Below are 17,161 nucleotides of genomic sequence, written 5' to 3'. Positions count from 1 at the left end.
ATAGACCGCGATGCCGATCGGCAGGTTGACGAGGAAGATCCAGTGCCACGACAGCGAACTCGTTAGCAGCCCGCCGAGCAGTACGCCGATGCTGCCGCCGCCCGCGCAGACGAAGCCGTACACGCCCATCGCGCGGGCGCGCTCGCCGGGCTCGGTGAAGAGATTCATGATCAGCGACAGCGCGACGGCCGATACGATCGCGCCGCCGATCCCCTGCACCGCGCGCGCGGCGATCAGCATCGTCTGCGATTGCGCGAGGCCGCACGCGAGCGATGCAAGCGTGAACGCGACGAGGCCGGCGAGGAACATGCGTCGGTGGCCGTACAGGTCGCCGAGCCGGCCGCCGAGCAGCAGGCAGCCGCCGAACGTCAGCAGGTACGCGTTGACGACCCACACGAGGGCCGTCTCGGTGAAGTGGAGGTCGGTGCTGATCGACGGCAGTGCAACGTTCACGATCGTGCTGTCGAGCACGATCATCAGCACGCCGAGGCAGAGAACGATCAGCGCGTACCAGCGCTTCTCGCCGTGGATCCCGTGGGTCATGGGCTTGCAGCCTTCTGATAGTTATTTGAAAGGATGCATTCTAGACCCGATTGGAACAGGCTTCCTGCCGGTTTGTGGCAGCAGCGAAGCGTAGTCGCGCGTCCGGGCGTGACGCGCGTGATGAGGGATGAGGCGGGTGTTAGGAGCGCGCCGGCAATTCGCAGCCGTCGGGGCCGCAGGCGGCCGCGTCGCTGCCGTCGAGTTCGACGATGCCGTCGCGCCATGCCTGGTCGAGCGCCTGCGCAAACGCGTCGGCCGGCTGCGCGCCCGACACCGCATAGCGGCCGCCGAACACGAACAGCGGCACGCCGCGACCGCCGATCTGGGCGGCGCGCGCGGCGTCGGCGTCGACTTCGTCGCGGTACAGGTCGCTGCGCAGCACGGCGTCGACTGCCGAGCGCTCGAGCCCGGCTTCGACCGCGAATTCGGTCAGCTCGGCGTGATCGAACAGCGAGCCGTGCTCGCAGAAATACGCGCGGTACAGCCGCTCGGTCAGCGCGTGCGCGCGGCCCGTCGCTTCCGCGAGTTTCACGAGCCGGTGGCCGTCGAGCGTGTCGCCGACGAGCGTGCCGGGCAGGTCGTAGCGCAGCCCGACGCTCGCAGCCGCATCGGTCACCTGGCGCAGCATCTGGTCAACCTGCGCGGGCGACATCCGGTACTTGCCGGCAAGCATCGCCTCGACCGGCTCGACGGGCTGGCCAGGCATCAGCCGGTACGCGCGCAGCGCGACGTCGACGCGGTCGGCGTGCTCGAATGCGGCGAGCGCCTCGTCGAAGCGGCGCTTGCCGATCCAGCACCACGGGCAGATCAGGTCGGACCAGATTTCAACGGTCAGGGTCGGGCGGGCAGTCGGGGCGGGAGCGGTCGTCATGGGCGGTTCCGGGCAGCAAAAAAGTGTAACCGGGACTATATCATTTTGTGCTTCGGCGCTTCGTCTTGGCCGGGCGGCCATGTGGTCATATGAAACAGGCGCCCGGCGTATCACGAAGCATAGACACGGAAGCGGCGTCCCGATAGCGATTGCCGATGCCGGAAATCACCGCGCGTCCCGGCGAACCGGCCTGCGGCGCGTGTCGCTTATGCGTCGCCCTGTGTTTCCTTCAGGTGCTTGAGGTGCTTGTAGACGGTCGCGCGGCCCATCCCGAGCACGTTCGCGACGTAGTTCGCCGCGCTCTTGCCGCGGAACGCGCCCTCCGCGTAAAGCGCTTCGACGAGCTCGCGCCGGTGCTCGCGCGTGAGCCCGTTCAGCCCGACCTGACGTTCGCGCAGCCAGCCGTGCAGGAACGTGTTGATGCGCTCCTGCCAGTCGTCGCGGAACAGTTCGTCCGGCTGGGCAACGACGCCTGCGCCCTTGATGAACAGGTCGAGCGTTGCGCGCACCTCGTCGAACACCGCGATGTTGAAGTTGATGCACATCATCCCGGCCGGGCGGCCTTCGTCGTCGAACAGCACGTTGCTCACGCAGCGCATCCGCCGGCCGTCCCAGTTCAGCTTCTCGTACGGGCCGATTACGCGCTCGCGCGCGGAATGATCGATTTCCTCGAGCGCGGAATCGTCGCCGACCTCGCGCTTCGACAGGTTGTTCGCGAGATACAGCACGGTCTGGTCGTGCAGGTCGTGGATCACGACTTCCGCGTACGGGAAGAACAGCGCGGCGATACCGTCGGCGATCGGCGCATAGCGGGTGAGCAGCAGGTTCTTGACGGGGGATTGCTTCTTGCGCATCGGGTTCGCCATCTCGGGTGGGCGGGGGCCGGGCAGCGCATCGGGCCGGCGTGCCGGCCGCATCGGAGCGCGTGAGCGAGCGCGCGACGGAGTAGCGGGCGGGGCGTGGTTGCGCCGCAAGCAGACGACCGGACAACGATCGCGGGGAAGTCTCGAACCGGCGCGCAGCGAACCACCGCCACGCGCCGGCCTTCACGCTTCGCTTAGAACCCGCCCGACTTGATCAGCTGGTTGAGGTTCGCGATGTTCAGGCTGCCGAAGCCGGTCGTGTAATCCCAGCCGGTGCCTGCGTTGTAGCCATACCCCTGATAGCCGTTGTTCCCCGACACCACGTCGTAGCGCACGAGCGACGGGTTCGACGGAACGTCGGCGTAGAACTTGCCGGCCGGGAAGCCGAGGCCCGTGCCGTTCGCTGCGAGCAGGCGCGCCCAGAGGCCCGTGAAGATCGGCGCGGCGAGGCTCGTGCCGCCGATCTGCTGCAACTGGCCGTAGTTGTAGATGTACGCGCCGGTGCTTTGCGCCGCGTCGAACGACACGTCCGGCAGCTGGCGGTTGCTGCCCGACTGCCAAGACGGCGCGGGCAGGATCGTGCTGACGCCGCCGCCCGTCGCCCACAGCTTGCCGTTGCCGTCGAGCCCTTCGTTCCACACGGTTTCATTCGAGAACGCGCCCGACGACGTCGTGTAGAGCGTCGTGCCGCCGATCGCGAGCACGTGCGGCGACGAAGCCGGCCACGACACCGTGTAGTTCGAGCCGTCCGGATAGCCGCGGTTGTTGCACTCGTACACGCCTTCGTCGCCCGACGAAACCGAGAACGTCTGCCCTTGTGCCGCAGCGGTCGTGAAGATCTGTTCCTCGGCGTCGATCGTGCCGTCCGCGTTCGCATCGGTTTCGCACCAGCCGAGCGATACGTTGATCACTTTCGCAGTGTTGTCCGACACGGCCTGGTTGAACGCCTGCGTGAGGCCGGTGTTGCCGCTGGCGTTGAGGTCGGCCATGTAGAACACGAGCTTGCCGACCTTGCCGCCGGCCGAGCCGACGATCGACTGGCTGTCGAGATCCCACTCGCCCTGGCCGTCCTGGTCGTCGGTGTAGGTGCCGCCCGAGCCGTTGGTCTGGACGGTCTGCGTCGAGACGGTGCTGTAACCGTTGCTCGACGTGAACTGCTTCAGGTCCTGCAGCGTCTGCGACACGCCGCCGATCGTGATGATGCCGACGGTGACGCCGGCTGCGGTCGGCACGCCGGTTGCGTTGTAGAGGCCCGGGAATTCCTTCGGATAGTGGCCGGTCGCCGTGCCGGCCGCGAGCGCCTGCGGCTTCGACACGTTGCCGATGCGCAGCAGCGGCCGCGCATGCGCGACGCTCTGCAGCCCGAGCACCGAGCCGACGACGTCGCCGAGCGCGCGCGGCACCTGTGCGGTCGACGTATTGGCGAAGCCCGAGCGGCCCGCGTATTCGAAGTGCACGAGCGACGTGTTGAATGCGGTCTTCACGGTGCCGGCCGTGCCACGTGCGGATACCAGCAACCGGTTCGGTGCGACCTCGACGTTCACGAAGCCGCTCTTGTGCAGATAGTCGACGACCGACTTCACCTGCGCTTCGGTCGGCGCGTAGTTGGCGAGGAACTGCGCATGCGTGAGGTACTGGCGGTATTGCGCGCTGCCCGGCCGGTTCACGTCGCGCGACAGTTGCTTGAGCTGCGCGGCATTGCGCAGCTTCAGGCTGACGACGACGTTGGTCGTTTCGCCGGCCGCAAGTTCGAGCGACGGCGCCGCGCTGCGCGCCATCAACTGCGGGCCGGTCAGAAAGGCCTTCGTGTGGGTGTCGACCCAGTCCGTCGCCGCATGCGCCGCAGCGGCGGCGAACACGAGCGGTGCCACGCACGCAAGGCGGCGGGGCGACGGCAGGGGCAGGGCAAACCAGGCGTTCCTTTTCATCGGGAGTCCTTTTTAGGAGAGACGACGTTGCTGGAGCCCTCGACCCTTGTGGGATCGCGAGCGGTGACGAGCGTAGGGCGTCACCGCCGTTCAAGTAGCTGCCATTTTCCATAGCTGTCAGTTCTGACATCGGCGCGTGCGTGCGCATGCGTTACGTCATTCGCGCAAGCGATCGCAGCAGGGGCGAACGGAACCGGTTCGCGATACGACGGCATGCAAGGCGCGACGCTCGCACGCACGAGTCGCTCGTCGCGGCGCCTGAGCGTGCACGATCGCGAAGCGGATCGATGCGTGAACGCATCGCGCACGACCGGTCGTTGCCGCGTGCCGCGTCGCACTATGTGGTCAAACGCAACGACACGGCAGGAACGGATCGGCGCGTGCACAAAAAAGGGGCTGGTCGATCGCAAACGTTTCCCGAACTGTGGAACGGTGCTTCCGACAGTCTTGCGGGCTGCTTTCGGATTCCATGCTGCGGTTGCAAATTAGAGTAAAGACTCGAATCCGGCGGCGTGCGCGTGCCGACACGGTGGACGGCGGGCTCGCGCGAGATCGCACGACGCCGTTCGTGAAATTCCGTCTTGACGCGCGTCGATCAGCGGATATCCTTCGATTCATAACCATCGGGTTATGGATTTGGACATGCAGAACGCACACGACATGCTTTTCAGGACACTTGCCGATCCCACGCGCCGCGCGCTCTTCGAGCGGCTGTGCGCGGACGGCGAGCTGACGGTTGCCGCGCTGACGGCCCATGCGGGCGTCTCGCAGCCGGCCGTCTCGAAGCATCTCGGCGTCCTGAAGCAGGCCGGGCTCGTGAGCGATCGTCACGAAGGCCGGCAGACGCACTACAGCGCGCAGCCTCAAGCGCTGGCCCCGTTGATCGACTGGACGAGCCAGATGGCCGGCTTCTGGCAGAACCGGTTCGATGCCCTCGAAGATCTTCTGAAAAGGATGGACCAGTAATGAACCAGGCCACCACCGAAACGCGCTCCGTCGTCGTCGACCGGGAGCTGCCTCATCCGCCGGAGAAGATCTGGCGCGCGCTCACACAACCGCACCTGATCGAGGCGTGGCTGATGAAGAGCGACTTCGAGCCCGTCGCGGGCCGCGCCTTCAGCTTCCGCGCCGACTGGGGCTCGGTCGACTGCACGGTCCTGACGATCGAGCCGCCGCATGCGTTGTCCTATACGTGGGCTGCGTACGGCCTCGAAAGCGTCGTCACGTGGAGGCTCACGCCGACGCCGGGCGGCACGCACCTGCGGATGGAGCAGGTCGGCTTCCACACGGATCAGGAGCAGGCGTACCGCGGCGCGCAGCACGGCTGGGTCCGGTTCTTCGACGCGCTCGGACAGGTGCTGGCCCGCCCCGACGAAGGCACGGAGGCCCGCGCATGAGCACAACGGATCTCACGCCGTCGGAGCGCATCGACGCGCTGATCGCCGGCATCGCCGACTGGCGCGGCAAGACCTTCGCCGACCTGCGCCAGACGATCCTCGACGCGCAAGCGGGCATCGTCGAGGAATGGAAATGGATGGGCAGCCCCGTATGGTCGTGCGACGGGATGATCGCGGTGGCGAACGCGCACAAGGGCAAGGTGAAGGTGACCTTCATGCACGGCGCGCAGCTGCCCGATCCCGACCAGCTGTTCAACGACGGCCTCGACGGCAATGCGCGGCGCGCGATCGATTTCTTCGAAGGCGACAAGCTCGACAAGCGGGCGCTGAAGAACCTCGTACGCGCGGCGATCGACTACAACCGCACGCATCTGAAGAAGAACGCGCGGTCCGGCGCGGCTGCGAAGCCGCGCAGCAGCAAGGCCGCATGATGCGCGCCTGACGCGCAGGCAAAAAAAAGCCCGACACGAGGTCGGGCATCCAAATCGGCCGCAACCGCCGCGAGGCGGCTGCGGCACCTGCAAAAGCAGGGCGCTTACGCTGCGAGCAGCGAGCGCAGCACGAACGGCAGGATACCGCCGTGCTTGTAGTAGTCGACTTCGATCGGCGTATCGATGCGCAGCAGCACCTGCACGCGCTGCGTTTCGCCGTTCTTGCGGTTGATCACGAGCGTGACGTCCTGCTGCGGCTTGAAGTCGTCGCCGAGGCCTTCGATGTCGTACGTTTCGTCGCCGGTGATGCCGAGCGACTGGATGCTGTCCGAGCCCTTGAACTGCAGCGGCAGCACGCCCATGCCGACCAGGTTCGAACGGTGGATGCGCTCGAAGCTGCGTGCGATCACGGCCTTCACGCCGAGCAGTTGCGTGCCCTTCGCGGCCCAGTCGCGCGACGAGCCCGTGCCGTACTCTTCGCCCGCGAACACGACCGTCGGCGTATCGGCGCCGACATACTGCATGGCCGCGTCGTAGATCGACTGCTGTTCGCCGCTCGGCTGGTGGATCGTCAGGCCGCCTTCGACGCGCGAGCCGTCTTCCTTCGCCGGGATCATCAGGTTCTTGATCCGGACGTTCGCGAACGTGCCGCGCATCATCACGTCGTGGTTGCCGCGGCGCGAGCCGTAGCTGTTGAAATCGGCCTTCTGAACGCCGTTTTCCTTCAGCCACTTGCCTGCCGGCGAATCTTCCTTGATCGAGCCTGCCGGGCTGATGTGGTCGGTCGTGACCGAGTCACCGAAAATGCCCAGAGCACGTGCGCCCTTGACCGTCGGGATCGACGCAGCCGGTTCCATCGAGAAGTCGTTGCCGAAGAACGGCGGCTCGGCGATGTACGTCGACTTCGGCCAGTCGTAGACCTGGCCCGATTCGCCCTCGATCTTGCTCCAGAGGTCGCCCTTCTTGGTCAGCTTCGAGTAGTTGTCCTCGAACTTCTTCGGATCGAGCGCGAACTTGAGCAGCGCGTGGATTTCTTCGCTCGTCGGCCAGATGTCGCCGAGGTAGATGTCGCGGCCGCCCTTGCCCTTGCCGACCGGCTCGGTCATCAGGTCGCGCGTGATGTTGCCGGCGATCGCGTAGGCGACGACCAGCGGCGGCGACGCGAGGAAGTTCGCGCGGATGTTCGGGTGGATACGCGCTTCGAAGTTACGGTTGCCCGACAGCACGGCTGCCGCGACGATGTCGTTCTTCGTGATCGCTTCGTTCAGCTCCGGCGTCAGGTCGCCCGCGTTGCCGATACAGGTCGTGCAGCCGTAGGCCGCGACTTCGAAGCCGAGCTTCGACAGGTAGGGCAGCAGGCCCGTCTTCGTCAGATACTCGGTGACGATGCGCGATCCCGGCGCGAGCGAGGTCTTGATCTTCGGATCGACCGTGAGGCCGGCCTCGACCGCCTTCTTCGCGAGCAGGCCGGCGGCCAGCAGCACGCTCGGGTTCGACGTGTTCGTGCACGACGTGATCGCGGCGATCAGCACGTCGCCGTTCTTCACGTCGACGCCGTTGCTCGTCGTGTATTGCGTGGCCAGGTCGTCCGCCTTCTTCGCGAAGCCGTTGTCCGCCACCGGCTTCGAGAACAGGTCGGTGAACGTCGACTTGACGTTGCCGATCTCGATGCGGTCCTGCGGACGCTTCGGGCCGGCCAGCGACGGTGCGACCGTTGCCAGGTCGAGCGTCACCGTCTTCGTGTAGTCGATGTCGCCGGCCTTCGGGATGCCGAACAGCTTCTGCGCCTTGAAGTAGTTTTCGAACGCGGCGATTTCCGCCTTCGTGCGGCCCGTGCCTTCGAAGTAGTCGATCGTCTTTTCGTCGACCGGGAAGAAGCCCATCGTTGCGCCGTATTCCGGCGCCATGTTGCCGATCGTCGCGCGGTCCGGCAGCGACAGCGACTTCGTGCCTTCGCCGAAGAATTCGACGAACTTGCCGACGACCTTCTCCTTGCGCAGCATTTCGGTGATCGTCAGCACCAGGTCGGTGGCCGTCACGCCTTCGCGCAGCTTGCCCTTCAGCTCGACGCCGACGACGTCCGGCGTCAGGAAGTACACCGGCTGGCCGAGCATGCCGGCTTCCGCCTCGATGCCGCCCACGCCCCAGCCGACCACGCCGATGCCGTTGATCATCGTCGTGTGGCTGTCGGTGCCGACGAGCGTATCCGGGTAGTACACGGTGTCGCCGCCGTCCGCCTTCTTGTGGACGCCGCGCGCGAGGTATTCGAGGTTCACCTGGTGGACGATGCCGACGCCCGGCGGCACGACCTTGAACGTGTCGAATGCCTGCATGCCCCACTTCATGAACTGGTAGCGCTCGTTGTTGCGCTGGAATTCCAGTTTCATGTTCAGGTCGAGCGCGTCCTTCTGGCGGAAGTAATCGATCTGCACCGAGTGGTCGACGACGAGATCGACCGGGACCAGCGGTTCGATCTTCTTCGGGTTCTTGCCCGTACGCTCCGCGACGCCGCGCATGGCCGCGATGTCGGCGAGCAGCGGCACGCCCGTGAAGTCCTGCAGCACGACGCGCGACACCACGAACGGAATTTCGTCGACGCGCTTCTCGGTCGGCTTCCAGTTCGCGAGCTGCTCGATGTGCGCTTCGGTGATTTTCTTGCCGTCGTAGTTGCGCAGCACGGACTCGAGCACGATACGGATCGACACCGGCAGGCGTTCGATCTTCGTCTTCAGTTCCTTGCCGAGCTGCGGCAGCGAGTAGAACTTGCCTTTGCCGGAACCGCTGTCGAATTCCTTGAGGGTCTTGTGGAGATTGTGGGCCATGGTGATTTTCCTGGGTTTAAGGCTAGGAAACAAAGTGTCCTGTAGATGACGGCTATATCACATACAGATCGACGTACTCATCGACCGGCATCGCTTCGAGCTTTGCCTGGTCCAGCGACACGTCGAGAATCGCTTGTTGCTGCTTTGCCGGGAAGCGGCGGGCAAGGTTGGTCCTGAACTTCTCGACCAGGAGCGGGACGCCTTCGGCCCGGCGCCGTCGGTGGCCGAGCGGGTATTCGACCGCCACCTCGGCAAGCTTCGACCCGTCCGTGAACTCGAGCGTCAGTGCATTCGCGATCGAGCGCTTGTCCGGGTCGTGGTAATCCTTCGTGAACTGCGGATCCTCGACGCACACGGTTTTCGCGCGCAGCGCGTCGATGCGGGGATCGGCGGCGGCCGAATCTTCGTAGTCGGCCGCGGTCAGCCGGCCGTACAACAGCGGCACGGCGACCATGTACTGGATGCAGTGGTCGCGGTCGGCCGGATTGGCGAGCGGGCCCTGCTTGTCGATGATGCGGATCGCGGCCGCGTGCGTGCGGATCGTGATCCGGCTGATGTCGTCGGTCGTGCGGCCCGCGGCGGCGAGCTGCGCATGCAGCTGCAGCGCGGCCTCGGCAGCCGTTTGCGCGTGGAATTCCGCGGGGAACGCGATCTTGAACAGCACGTTTTCCATCACGTACGTGCCGTACGGGCGCTGGAAGCGGAACGGCTTGCCGTCGAACAGCACGTCGTAGAAGCCCCAGGTTTTAGCGGTGAGCGCCGACGGGTAGCCCATTTCACCCGTTTTCGCGATCAGCGCCAGGCGCACCGCGCGGGAGGTTGCATCGCCGGCCGCCCATGACTTGCGCGAGCCGGTGTTCGGTGCGTGGCGGTAGGTGCGCAGCGCCTGGCCGTCGACGAACGCGTTGGACACCGCATTGACTAGCTCGTCGCGCGTGAGCCCGAGCAGCCGGCCGACGACGGCCGTCGATGCGACCTTCACGAGCAGCACGTGGTCGAGCCCGACCGCATTGAACGAATTCTCGAGAGCGAGGCAGCCCTGGATCTCGTGGGCCTGGATCATCGCGACCAGCACGTCGCGCATCGTGAGCGGCTTCCGGCCGGCCGCGACGGCCGTGCGGGAAAGCCAGTCGGCCGTCGCCAGGATTCCGCCGAGATTGTCGGACGGATGACCCCATTCGGCGGCGAGCCAGGTGTCGTTGAAGTCCAGCCAGCGGATCATCGCGCCGATGCCGAATGCGGCCTGGACGGGATCGAGCTGGAAGGACGTGCCGGGCACCTTCGCGCCGTTCGGCACGATCGTGCCGGGCACGACGGGGCCAAGCAGCTTGGTGCAGGCAGGGTAGGACAGCGCCTCGAGTCCACATCCGAGCGTGTCGATCAGGCAATGACGCGCCGTCTCCAGCGCGAGCGCGCTGTCGATGCCGGCATTCAGCACGTAGTCGACGATATCGACGAGTACCGTATCCGGAGCAGGGCGGACGTTGGAGACCGGGGCGGACATCGAGGGGCCGATGGGAACGCGCTTAGTTCGTTGCCGGCTTCAGCTCGTTCGACTGCGTCGGTGCCGGCGTGCCTTGCGTCATTTCCGGCGTCACGCATTCGTCCGCGAGGCGCTCGCCGCCGTTTGCGTCGGAGAACAGCATCGCCTTGGTCGGGATCACGATCAGCTTGAAGCCTGCTGCCGGATCGTAGAACGTGTCGGCGCCCGTCGTCGTGGCCTGACGCGGCAGCTTGTAGTTCTTCTTCGCCCAGTGAACCGTGACGACCTGGTCGCGCTTCATGTCGCCGGCGAGGTCGAACGACAGACCTTCCTTGCAGGACCACTTGACCGCGCCGTCCGGTACCGGATCAACCTTGGCTGCGGCACGTGCCTGGGCCTTCTTGCTGCGCGGGATGATGCGCTTGGCCGGCGCCGGGCGCTTGGCCGTTGCCTTCTTCGCGGTCGTCGTGGTCGTACCCTGGGCAAACGCGCTCGGAGCCGACACCAGCATCGTGGCGGACAAGGCGCCGATGGCGGTAGCGATCAGGAGTTTCTTCATGGAGTCAGAACCTTTCGATAATCAGTTGACAAGGGCCGGCAATCGAAGCTGCCGGCCGGTTTGAAACTGCACGCGCCCCGAAAGCGCGCAGCGGCCGCTATTTTCACCTATTTGGCCGCGCATATATCAGGTTTTCGGGCTCCGTTACGTTTTTTGTCGTTTCGCAAACCTCTATCCGGTTCGCGCGTCGTCGAATGCATGAAACTCGTGTATCGGCCGGCGGCGCGCGCTTACGGCGCGCTGCCCGCGGCGGCCGGGCCGAACAGCGGCGCGGCCTCGGCCGGTACGGGCTGGCCGGTGGCTCGCGCGCGGCGCAGCACCGACCAGTAATACCGGTAGCTCGCGCGATCGTGCAGCGTATCACCGTGGCGCGTCGGGCCCCAGTCGGCGGCCTGCGCGGCCAGCAGGATCTCGGCGGCCAGTACGACCTCGTCGGTGCGCGGCGCGAATGCGTCGACGATCGGGCGGATCTGCGCGGGGTGGATGCTCCACATCCGCGTGAAGGCGAATTCGTCGCGCGCCCGGCGTGCATCGGCGGCGACGATGCTCATGTCGCGCACCTCGGTCGTCACGTTGTGCGACGGCGTCTTGCCGTGCGCGTGGCAAGACGCGGCGATTTCCAGCTTCGCGCGGCGCACGAGCGGGTGCTCGAACTGGCCGGGCGAGCGCATCGCGGAATCGGGAATCGCGCCATGGTGCGCGGAGACGAAATCCATCAGCCCGAAGCTCAGCGTGCCGACCGTCGGCAGCGCGGCGAGGGCGACCGCATGCGCGAGCGCGCCGTGCGTCTCGACCAGCACGTCGACCGGAATCGGCTGCGCGATGCCGAGCTCGCGGCGCGTGCCTTCGATGAACGCGGTCATTTCGGCTGCGTCGGCGGCACTCGCGATCTTCGGGAGCGTGATGTAGGCGGGGGCGCGCGACGCACGCAGCACGGTGCGCACGTCGTCGCGCCAGTGCGGGTGGGAAAAGTCGTGGATACGGACGCCGACGCGGCCGAAGCGGTTCTCGTCGCTGCCGAGGATGTCGGCGACGAGTGCCGCATGCGCGGCTTCCTGGCCGACGGCCGCACCGTCTTCGCAGTCGAGCGTGATGTCGAACACGGGGCCCAGCTCGGCCTGCAGCGCGAGTGACTTGCGCATCAGCTTTTCGCTGCCCGCGTAGTGATCACAGCAGGGCAGGATCGCGGGCGGGGACGCCCCGTCGTACAGCACTTGTGCAGGAGTGAGCGCGGCCATCTCGTCTACGTCAGGGAAGCGGGTCAACGTGGAGAAAATCGGATTCGGGCGCGTTCTGGGCCGGTGCGCGGCGGGCGCGGGGCGGCAAAACGTGCGCGGATCGGATCGGGCGGCCGGGCCGGCGGCATGCCGGCCCGGGCCGAAACCGGGCTGCCCGAGGGCCGCCCGGCAATACGCGTGATGCTTAGTTCTTCAGCAGGTGGGCGACGCCATCGCGCTCTTCGAGCAGCTCGGCCAGCGTGCCGTCCATCTTCTCGCGCGAGAACGCGTCGATTTCGAGGCCTTCGATGCGCTTGTACTCGCCGTTTTCGCAAACGACCGGCACGCCGTAGATGATGTCTTCGGGGATGCCGTACGAGCCGTCCGACGGGATGCCCATCGTGACCCACTTGCCGTTCGTGCCGAGGACCCAGTCACGCACGTGGTCGATCGCTGCGTTCGCTGCCGACGCTGCCGACGACAGGCCGCGCGCTTCGATGATCGCCGCGCCGCGCTTGCCGACGGTCGGGATGAACGTGTCGCGGTTCCACACGTCGTCGTTGATCAGCTTCAGCAGCGATTCGCCTTCGGCGGTCGCGAAGCGGAAGTCGGGGTACATCGTCGGCGAGTGGTTGCCCCACACGGCGAGCTTCTCGATCGATGCGACCGGCTTGCCCGACTTCGCTGCGAGCTGCGACAGCGCGCGGTTGTGGTCGAGGCGCAGCATGGCCGTGAAGTTCTTCTTCGGCAGATCCGGTGCCGACTTCATCGCGATGTAGGCGTTCGTGTTCGCCGGGTTGCCGACGACCAGCACCTTCACGTCGCGGCTTGCGACTTCGTTCAGCGCAGCGCCCTGAACCGTGAAGATTTCGGCGTTTGCCGACAGCAGGTCCTTGCGCTCCATGCCCTTCGAGCGCGGACGTGCGCCGACCAGCAGTGCGACGTCGGCATCCTTGAATGCGACCTTCGGATCATCGGTGATCACGACGCCCGACAGCAGCGGGAACGCGCAATCGTCGAGTTCCATCACGACGCCTTTGACGGCGCCTTGGGCTTGCGGGAGGTCGAGCAGTTGCAGGATGACCGGCTGGTCCTTGCCGAGCAGGTCGCCGTTCGCGATGCGGAACAGCAGGGAGTAAGCGATTTGACCTGCGGCGCCGGTGACGGCAACACGCTTTGCGGGCTTAGCCATTGAAAATCTCCAGGACGGGTAAAGCGTTGGACACTCGCGAAAACGCCATTCTATGCGCGTTGTGCGGAGTGTTGCATTGAAGCAGGGCGGAGGACTCGCGATGGCAGACGCGGTGAACCTGGAGACGGCCGTGGCACGTAGCCGGGGACGCGCTTTTGCACCCGCGAACCCTTGCTCGACCCGGAGTGTAGGAGCCGTCTCGCTCAAAGTCAAACGGTATCATATGTCTTATATAAGACAGATGTTTTGCGGAAATTGAGTGGACTTAAAAGTGCGGTTTGTGATGAAATGCGCGCCATGACATCGAACCAGGCGAATACCGCGAATCAGACCGGCGCAGGCGGCCCAGGGCAGCCGGGCGCGAGCGATCCCGCATCTTCGCCTGCAGCTGCTCCGTCGCCGACGTTCAGCCCGTTATACCAGCAGATTAAGTCATTAATCACGCAAAGTCTCGAAACCGGTGAGTGGAAGCCGGGCGAGATCATCCCGAGCGAGGTGGAGCTCGCGGCCCGCTACAAGGTCAGCCAGGGCACCGTCCGCAAGGCGATCGACGAGCTGGCCGCCGAAAACCTCGTGGTCCGGCGGCAGGGCAAGGGTACTTTTGTTGCAACGCACAATGAGGATCGCGCGCAGTTCCGCTTCCTGCGGCTGCTGGCCGACGACGGTGCCGAGCATCCGCACGTGAGCCGCCTGCTCGAATGCCGGCGCCTGCGCGCGCCAGCCGAGATCGCGCGGCAGCTCGACCTGAAGCCGGCCGATCCCGTCGTGCAGGTGCGCCGCCTGCTGGAATTCGAGAACGAAGTGACGGTGCTCGACGAGATCTGGCTGCCGGGCGCGATGTTCCGCGGGCTTACGTTCGAGCGGCTGAGCGAGTACAAGGGGCCGCTCTACGCGATGTTCGAGACGGAGTTCGGCACGCGGATGATCCGCGCGACGGAAAAGATCCGCGCGGTGGCGGCGGAGCCGGCGGTGGCCGACCTGCTGCACGTGCCGGCAGGTTTTCCTTTGCTGTCGGTCGAGCGCGTGTCCTATACATACGGAGACCGGCCGGTGGAAGTGCGTCGCGGCTGGTATGTCACAACCGGGTACTACTATCAGAATGACTTGAGCTGACGGTGTATCGGCTCAAGCCGAGTGCGTTCGCGTTCCCCACGTTCGCGAAGCACGTTTCGGGCCGCCTTTGTTCTTGTTCGCGCAACTATCCAGAGCAGACTTTCGCTGCAGCGCGATATAAAAAGGCGCTAAAATCGCGGATTAGTGTGACAACATAGTAGGGGTCTAGCATGACTGATGCAGTAAGAAAGCCGAGGCCGGAATACCGGAACATCGGATTCGGCGATATCACGATGAAATATCGCATGCCGCTGGCAGCGATATTGTCGATTCTCCATCGAGTCAGCGGCGCGCTGCTGTTCTTGTTCCTGCCGTTCCTGCTGTTCCTCTTCGACCAGAGCCTCACGTCCGAGCTCAGCTTCGAAGTATTCAAGGCTTTCCTCTCCAACATCATTGTCAAGCTGATCGTCCTCGCACTGTCGTGGGCCTTCTTCCACCATTTCTGCGCCGGCATTCGCCACCTGCTGATGGACGTCAACCACGACGCCGTCACGAAGGAAGGCGGCAAGCGGACGGCAGTCGTCGTCTTTGTCGTCTCGATCGCCCTGACGATCGCCATGGCACTCAAACTGTTCGGAGCATTCTAAGAAAATGGCAGCCAATAACCGAATCGGCTCGAAGCGCCTCGTCGTCGGCGCACATTACGGCCTGCGCGACTGGCTTGCGCAGCGCGTTACCGCCACGATCATGGCGGTCTACACGGTCATTCTGCTCGTCCTGTTCTTCGGCGCGCACGATTTCTCGTATGAAGGCTGGGCATCGATCTTCGCCGCGCAATGGATGAAGCTCGCCACCTTCGTGATGCTGCTTTCCCTCTTCTACCACGCATGGGTCGGCGTGCGCGACATCTGGATGGACTACGTGAAGCCCGTCGGTGTGCGCCTGCTGCTGCAATCGCTGACCATCGTCTGGCTGCTCGCATGTGCGGGCTACGCCGCGCAGATTCTCTGGAGAGTGTAAAGAATGGCTGCAATCAAAACTAACCTCCCGCGCCGCAAGTTCGACGTGGTGATCGTCGGCGCGGGCGGCTCCGGCTTGCGCGCAGCGCTGCAACTGTCGCGCGCGGGCCTGTCGGTCGGCGTGCTGTCGAAGGTGTTCCCGACGCGTTCGCACACGGTGGCCGCGCAGGGTGGTATCGGTGCGTCGCTCGGCAACATGAGCGAAGACAACTGGCACTTCCACTTCTACGACACGATCAAGGGCTCCGACTGGCTCGGCGACCAGGACGCGATCGAATTCATGTGCCGTGAAGCGCCGAACGTCGTGTACGAACTCGAGCACTTCGGCATGCCGTTCGACCGTAACGCGGACGGCACGATCTACCAGCGCCCGTTCGGCGGCCATACCGCGAACTACGGCGAGAAGCCGGTCCAGCGCGCATGCGCGGCCGCCGACCGTACCGGTCACGCGCTGCTGCACACGCTGTACCAGCAGAACGTCGAAGCGAAGACGCAGTTCTTCGTCGAATGGATGGCGCTCGACCTGATCCGCGACGCGGAAGGCGACGTGCTCGGCGTGACGGCCCTCGAGATGGAGACGGGTGACGTCTACATCATGGAAGGCAAGACGACGCTGTTCGCGACGGGCGGCGCAGGCCGGATCTTCGCAGCATCGACCAACGCGTTCATCAACACCGGCGACGGCCTCGGCATGGCTGCGCGTTCGGGCATCGCGCTGCAGGACATGGAGTTCTGGCAGTTCCACCCGACCGGCGTGGCCGGCGCGGGCGTGCTGATCACCGAAGGCGTGCGCGGCGAAGGCGGTATCCTGCGCAACGCGAACGGCGAGCGCTTCATGGAGCGCTATGCACCGACGCTGAAGGATCTGGCGCCGCGTGACTTCGTGTCGCGTTCGATGGACCAGGAAATCAAGGAAGGCCGTGGCGTGGGTCCGAACAAGGATCACGTGCTGCTCGACCTGTCGCACATCGGCGCCGAGACGATCATGAAGCGTCTGCCGTCGATCCGCGAAATCGCGCTGAAGTTCGCGAACGTCGACGCGATCAAGGAACCGATCCCGGTCGTCCCGACGATCCACTACCAGATGGGCGGCATCCCGACCAACATCCACGGCCAGGTCGTCGGCACGACGCGTGGCGGTCACAAGGATCCGGTCAACGGCTTCTACGCAGTGGGCGAATGCTCGTGCGTGTCCGTGCACGGCGCGAACCGCCTCGGCACGAACTCTCTGCTTGACCTCGTGGTGTTCGGCCGTGCGGCCGGCAACCACATCGTCGAGCACGTGAAGAACCAGAAGGAACACAAGCCGCTGCCGGCCGATGCAGGCGAATTCTCGCTGGCACGCCTGGCGAAGCTCGACAAGTCGACCTCGGGTGAATACACGCAGGACGTCGCGAACGACATCCGCGCAACGATGCAGAAGCATGCAGGCGTGTTCCGCACGTCGGCGCTGCTGAAGGAAGGCGTCGAGCAGATGGCCGGCCTGGCGTCGCGCGTGGAAAACATCCACCTGAAGGACAAGTCGAAGGTGTTCAACACCGCGCGCGTCGAAGCGCTCGAGCTGGAGAACCTGATCGAAGTTGCTCGCGCAACGATGGTGTCGGCGGAAGCGCGCAAGGAAAGCCGTGGCGCACACGCCCACAGCGACTACGAACACCGCGACGACGAGAACTGGCTGCGCCACACGCTGTGGTACAGCGAAGGCGATCGCCTCGACTACAAGCCGGTTCAAATGAAGCCGCTGACGGTCGAATCCGTGCCGCCGAAGCCGCGCACGTTCTAA

16 protein-coding genes are annotated in these 17,161 nt (G+C 65.3%); 7 read left to right on the top strand and 9 right to left on the bottom strand.

The annotated features are described in order from the left end of the window. The 4 genes from G3N99_RS07105 to G3N99_RS07090 all read right to left on the bottom strand — a co-directional run. A partial coding sequence (locus G3N99_RS07105; protein ID WP_206122022.1) for an MFS transporter occupies positions 1-543 on the bottom strand: 543 nt, incomplete at its 3' end. A 139-nt stretch (positions 544-682) separates the two neighbouring features. Then, positions 683-1,414 carry a DsbA family oxidoreductase gene (locus G3N99_RS07100; protein WP_174940705.1) on the bottom strand — a complete coding sequence of 244 codons (732 nt, stop codon included), beginning with the start codon at positions 1,412-1,414 and terminating at the stop codon, positions 683-685. A 206-nt stretch (positions 1,415-1,620) separates the two neighbouring features. Beyond that, positions 1,621-2,331, bottom strand: coding sequence for a PAS domain-containing protein (locus G3N99_RS07095; protein ID WP_277396340.1), 711 nt, complete (start codon positions 2,329-2,331; stop codon positions 1,621-1,623). Between the two features lie 140 nt (positions 2,332-2,471). Then, the gene (locus G3N99_RS07090) at positions 2,472-4,205 is read right to left on the bottom strand and encodes a S53 family peptidase (RefSeq protein WP_174937093.1); all 1,734 of its coding nucleotides are present in this window, start codon (positions 4,203-4,205) and stop codon (positions 2,472-2,474) included. A 642-nt stretch (positions 4,206-4,847) separates the two neighbouring features. Here G3N99_RS07090 and G3N99_RS07085 point away from each other — a divergent pair. From G3N99_RS07085 to G3N99_RS07075, 3 genes are read left to right on the top strand one after another with little or no spacing between them, the layout of a single operon-like run. Further along, positions 4,848-5,171, top strand: a complete 324-nt coding sequence (locus G3N99_RS07085) for a metalloregulator ArsR/SmtB family transcription factor (protein WP_041493622.1) — start codon at positions 4,848-4,850, stop codon at positions 5,169-5,171. Further along, positions 5,171-5,602 carry an SRPBCC domain-containing protein gene (locus G3N99_RS07080; RefSeq protein WP_206122020.1) on the top strand — a complete coding sequence of 144 codons (432 nt, stop codon included), beginning with the start codon at positions 5,171-5,173 and terminating at the stop codon, positions 5,600-5,602. The genes G3N99_RS07085 and G3N99_RS07080 overlap by 1 nt, the downstream gene beginning before the upstream one ends. After that, the gene (locus tag G3N99_RS07075) at positions 5,599-6,033 is read left to right on the top strand and encodes a DUF1801 domain-containing protein (protein WP_174937099.1); all 435 of its coding nucleotides are present in this window, start codon (positions 5,599-5,601) and stop codon (positions 6,031-6,033) included. Before G3N99_RS07080 ends, G3N99_RS07075 begins: the two co-directional genes overlap by 4 nt. A 104-nt stretch (positions 6,034-6,137) precedes the next feature. Here the strand turns inward: G3N99_RS07075 and acnA are convergent, their stop codons facing one another. The 5 genes from acnA to G3N99_RS07050 all read right to left on the bottom strand — a co-directional run bounded on the left by acnA (position 6,138) and on the right by G3N99_RS07050 (position 13,306). Beyond that, a complete protein-coding gene (gene acnA / locus G3N99_RS07070; RefSeq protein WP_174938581.1) occupies positions 6,138-8,855 on the bottom strand; it encodes an aconitate hydratase AcnA in 2,718 nt (905 codons plus the stop codon). Positions 8,856-8,907: 52 nt separating this feature from the next. Next, complete coding sequence (locus tag G3N99_RS07065; RefSeq protein WP_206122019.1) at positions 8,908-10,359, bottom strand: bifunctional 2-methylcitrate dehydratase/aconitate hydratase; 1,452 nt, start codon at positions 10,357-10,359, stop codon at positions 8,908-8,910. Between the two features lie 22 nt (positions 10,360-10,381). Then, entirely contained in the window at positions 10,382-10,897 is a 516-nt protein-coding gene (locus G3N99_RS07060) for a hypothetical protein (RefSeq protein WP_011355750.1), read from the bottom strand. A gap of 230 nt (positions 10,898-11,127) precedes the next feature. Continuing rightward, positions 11,128-12,135, bottom strand: a complete 1,008-nt coding sequence (locus G3N99_RS07055) for an aldolase/citrate lyase family protein (protein WP_206122018.1) — start codon at positions 12,133-12,135, stop codon at positions 11,128-11,130. Positions 12,136-12,319: 184 nt separating this feature from the next. Next, entirely contained in the window at positions 12,320-13,306 is a 987-nt protein-coding gene (locus G3N99_RS07050; RefSeq protein WP_011355748.1) for a malate dehydrogenase, read from the bottom strand. Positions 13,307-13,594: 288 nt separating this feature from the next. Here G3N99_RS07050 and G3N99_RS07045 point away from each other — a divergent pair, with 288 nt between their 5' ends. From G3N99_RS07045 to sdhA, 4 genes are all read left to right on the top strand, one after another. After that, positions 13,595-14,419 carry a GntR family transcriptional regulator gene (locus G3N99_RS07045; RefSeq protein WP_011355747.1) on the top strand — a complete coding sequence of 275 codons (825 nt, stop codon included), beginning with the start codon at positions 13,595-13,597 and terminating at the stop codon, positions 14,417-14,419. Positions 14,420-14,589: 170 nt separating this feature from the next. Continuing rightward, positions 14,590-15,006: a succinate dehydrogenase, cytochrome b556 subunit gene (gene sdhC / locus G3N99_RS07040; protein ID WP_034185792.1), complete on the top strand. Its 417-nt coding sequence runs from the start codon at positions 14,590-14,592 to the stop codon at positions 15,004-15,006. 4 nt (positions 15,007-15,010) lie between these two features. Continuing rightward, positions 15,011-15,379 (top strand): succinate dehydrogenase, hydrophobic membrane anchor protein, encoded by a 369-nt coding sequence (gene sdhD / locus G3N99_RS07035; protein WP_006487767.1) that lies wholly within the window; start codon positions 15,011-15,013, stop codon positions 15,377-15,379. Positions 15,380-15,382: 3 nt separating this feature from the next. Next, complete coding sequence (gene sdhA, locus G3N99_RS07030; protein ID WP_174937105.1) at positions 15,383-17,161, top strand: succinate dehydrogenase flavoprotein subunit; 1,779 nt, start codon at positions 15,383-15,385, stop codon at positions 17,159-17,161.

Source organism: Burkholderia sp. Ac-20392, assembly GCF_017104585.1.
In the GTDB taxonomy this organism is placed as follows: Bacteria; Pseudomonadota; Gammaproteobacteria; order Burkholderiales; family Burkholderiaceae; genus Burkholderia; species Burkholderia lata.
The sequence above is the reverse complement of the archived record's forward strand: the minus strand, read 5'-3'. Positions and strand labels throughout refer to the sequence as shown.

What these genes read in the sequence shown, in the direction of transcription:
- G3N99_RS07100 (WP_174940705.1), bottom strand. Translation starts at nt 1,414, where the DNA reads ATGACGACCGCTCCCGCCCCGACTGCCCGCCCGACCCTGACCGTTGAA.
- G3N99_RS07095 (WP_277396340.1), bottom strand. Translation starts at nt 2,331, where the DNA reads ATGCGGCCGGCACGCCGGCCCGATGCGCTGCCCGGCCCCCGCCCACCC.
- G3N99_RS07090 (WP_174937093.1), bottom strand. Translation starts at nt 4,205, where the DNA reads ATGAAAAGGAACGCCTGGTTTGCCCTGCCCCTGCCGTCGCCCCGCCGC.
- G3N99_RS07085 (WP_041493622.1), top strand. Translation starts at nt 4,848, where the DNA reads ATGCAGAACGCACACGACATGCTTTTCAGGACACTTGCCGATCCCACG.
- G3N99_RS07080 (WP_206122020.1), top strand. Translation starts at nt 5,171, where the DNA reads ATGAACCAGGCCACCACCGAAACGCGCTCCGTCGTCGTCGACCGGGAG.
- G3N99_RS07075 (WP_174937099.1), top strand. Translation starts at nt 5,599, where the DNA reads ATGAGCACAACGGATCTCACGCCGTCGGAGCGCATCGACGCGCTGATC.
- acnA (WP_174938581.1), bottom strand. Translation starts at nt 8,855, where the DNA reads ATGGCCCACAATCTCCACAAGACCCTCAAGGAATTCGACAGCGGTTCC.
- G3N99_RS07065 (WP_206122019.1), bottom strand. Translation starts at nt 10,359, where the DNA reads ATGTCCGCCCCGGTCTCCAACGTCCGCCCTGCTCCGGATACGGTACTC.
- G3N99_RS07060 (WP_011355750.1), bottom strand. Translation starts at nt 10,897, where the DNA reads ATGAAGAAACTCCTGATCGCTACCGCCATCGGCGCCTTGTCCGCCACG.
- G3N99_RS07055 (WP_206122018.1), bottom strand. Translation starts at nt 12,135, where the DNA reads ATGGCCGCGCTCACTCCTGCACAAGTGCTGTACGACGGGGCGTCCCCG.
- G3N99_RS07050 (WP_011355748.1), bottom strand. Translation starts at nt 13,306, where the DNA reads ATGGCTAAGCCCGCAAAGCGTGTTGCCGTCACCGGCGCCGCAGGTCAA.
- G3N99_RS07045 (WP_011355747.1), top strand. Translation starts at nt 13,595, where the DNA reads ATGCGCGCCATGACATCGAACCAGGCGAATACCGCGAATCAGACCGGC.
- sdhC (WP_034185792.1), top strand. Translation starts at nt 14,590, where the DNA reads ATGACTGATGCAGTAAGAAAGCCGAGGCCGGAATACCGGAACATCGGA.
- sdhD (WP_006487767.1), top strand. Translation starts at nt 15,011, where the DNA reads ATGGCAGCCAATAACCGAATCGGCTCGAAGCGCCTCGTCGTCGGCGCA.
- sdhA (WP_174937105.1), top strand. Translation starts at nt 15,383, where the DNA reads ATGGCTGCAATCAAAACTAACCTCCCGCGCCGCAAGTTCGACGTGGTG.